Annotated in this window: 3 protein-coding genes; 2 read left to right on the top strand and 1 reads right to left on the bottom strand. The window is 68.5% G+C overall.

Annotation, left to right across the window (positions count from 1 at the left end; translation table 11 throughout):
• A partial coding sequence (locus tag KY469_22840; GenBank protein MBW3665928.1) for a transposase occupies positions 1-547 on the top strand: 547 nt, incomplete at its 5' end.
• Between the two features lie 106 nt (positions 548-653).
• The gene (locus tag KY469_22835; GenBank protein ID MBW3665927.1) at positions 654-1,928 is read left to right on the top strand and encodes an IS256 family transposase; all 1,275 of its coding nucleotides are present in this window, start codon (positions 654-656) and stop codon (positions 1,926-1,928) included.
• A 230-nt stretch (positions 1,929-2,158) separates the two neighbouring features.
• On the opposite strand, the gene KY469_22830 is transcribed toward KY469_22835, so the two are convergent.
• On the bottom strand, positions 2,159-2,407 hold a 249-nt coding region (locus KY469_22830), incomplete at its 5' end, for a glutamine synthetase (protein ID MBW3665926.1).

Raw genomic sequence — 2,407 nt, 5'->3', positions numbered from 1 at the left:
CCACGCCGAAGTGGCCTTCGACCCCTTCCACGTCGTCCGCCTCGGTCAGCGCGCCGTCGACCAGGTCCGCCGCGACGAGTGGAACGCCCACGAACGCTCGCACACCCCGACTGGCAAGTGGATCAAGGGCACCCGCTGGTCGCTGCTCAAAAGCCCCGACAAGCAAAGCGTCCCGCAGCTGGCGCTGCTCGGCGAAGTCCAGCAGGCCAACAAGCCGATGTTCCGCGCCTTCCTGCTCAAGGAGGAGCTGCGGATGCTCTACGCGCTCGAGGACCCCGCGCTCGCGCCCGCGCACCTCGATGCCTGGCTGGCCTGGGCCTCGCGCTCACGACTGCAGCCGTTCATCAAGCTCGCCCGTACGATCCGCCGCCATCGCGACGGCATCCTCGCTGCAATCCGCCTCGGCCTGTCCAACGGACGCCTCGAAGGCCTCAACAGCCGCATCCGCCTCATCAGCCACCGCAGCTTCGGCTTCCACAGCGCCGCACCGCTCATCGCGCTCGTCTACCTGTGCTGCACGGCCATCGTCATCGACCTTCCCCGATGAACTTCACCCACAACTCGATCGGAGCACCGTAAATAGCCGGGAGCCGTCAAGGCAACGGCGTAGGTTCCCTCAAGTCCCGCAAAGACGATGAAGGAGGACCTACGCCGTGAGACGTACCGTACCGCCGTCGGCGGAGATCGAGCAGCAGATCGACACGCTGCTCGCCGTTGGAGTGGGCGAGAACCCGCGGGAGTCGTTGTCGGAGCTGGCGAGGCTGGGCGCCAGGCTGATCATCCAGCGCGCTGTCGAGGATGAGTTCGACGCCTGGCTTGGGAGGGCGCGCTATGAGCGCCGTCCAGAGGCGCCGCCGGGGCTGCGCAACGGCTTTCGCCCGCGCCGGGTGCAGACCGCGGAGGGCGAGCTCTCGGTGGAGACCCCGCAGGTGCGCGCGGCGGCCGAGCCGTTTGTCTCCAAGCTGTTCCCGCGCGGCACGAAGCTGCTGCGTACCGAGCCGCTCAAGGCGATGGTGATCGGAGCGTTCGTCCGTGGCCTGTCGATGCGCGACGTCGAGTCGCTGTGCGAGCAGGCGGGCCTCGGGAAGCTGTCGAAGTCGACCGCCGCCAGGATCTGCTCTGAGCTGCGTGATCGCTTCGAGGCCTTCAAGCGCCGCGACCTCTACGACATCCAGCTGGCAGCGCTGTTCCTCGACGCCACCTTTCTCCACGTCCGCCCGGACGGGCCCAAGGAGGGCGTGCTTTGCGCGTGGGGCTTCTCCGAGGCGGGCGAGCGGGTGCTGCTGGCGGTGACGCTGGGGATGCGCGAGTCCTACGAGGACTGGCTCTCGCTCGCACGCGATTTGATCGCGCGCGGCCTGGGCGCTCCGATGCTGATCATCGCCGACGGCGCCCCCGGGCTGATCAAGGCGGTCGAGCAGTGCTGGCCTGCCTCAGATCGCCAGCACTGCGCCGTCCACCGCCTGCGCAACCTGCTCGCGAAGCTACCCGAACGCGAGCGCGAACGCGTCCGAGCGGCCTACTGGCAGGCACTCGATGAGGCCACCGACGAACGCGACGGCAAACAGCGCCTTGAGGTCCTGGTCGACGAGCTCGAGCGCGCCGGCTACACCGCGGCCGCCAGATGCCTGGCCGACGATCTCGACGCGCTCGTCGTCCACCTGCGCTACCCGACCAGACACCGCCGGCGCTGGCGCAGCACCAACCTCCTCGAGCGCTCGCTCGGCGAGGTCAAGCGGCGCACCAAGGTGATCGGGCGCTTCCCCGGCGAGACCAGCTGCCTGACGCTCGTCTGGGCCGTGCTTGACCTCTACATCACAAACGCCACCAACGGCATCAAGTTCACCCAGCTCGAACGCCAGCGCCTCAAGCGGATGCGATACGAGGGCAATGAAGAAACGATCCCCGAGGAGGTGAGCGTCGCATAGACTGACCGCCAGCGGGAACCTGGGCCGCGGCGAAGTTACAGCAGCTCAGGGACGCGACCCGTCGACCACCTCGCTACCGCTCACGGCCTTGGGCAGCGGTCGCGGCCCGAGGTAGCTGGCAGAGGCACTGGTAGGTGGCAGAGGCACTGCGCGGCGGGCCGGTCAGGGAGCTCGGGCGGGTGATGGATGGCGAGCGGCACTCATGTCTCTTAGCCGGTACCCGGCGCCGGTCAGACTCGCTCGAGGTAGCGCTCGCGTTCCCAGTCGGTGACCGTCGAGCGGAAGCGCTCGAGTTCCCACCGCCGGGTGGCGGTGTAGTGCTCGCAGAAGCGCTCGCCGAGCAGCTCGCGCGCGAGCGCGCTGCTGTCGAAGAGCTCGATCGCGTCCTCGAGGGTCCGTGGCACTTCGGGGATGCCGCTCAGCGCCCAGCTGTCTCCCTGAAACGGATCTGGCGGCTCGAGTGCGTGCTCGATTCCGTG

It is taken from the genome of Actinomycetota bacterium, from assembly GCA_019347575.1.
GTDB lineage: Bacteria > Actinomycetota > Nitriliruptoria > Nitriliruptorales > Nitriliruptoraceae > JAHWKY01.
Note: the sequence above shows the minus strand (reverse complement) of the source record. Positions and strands in the feature narration are given on the sequence as shown.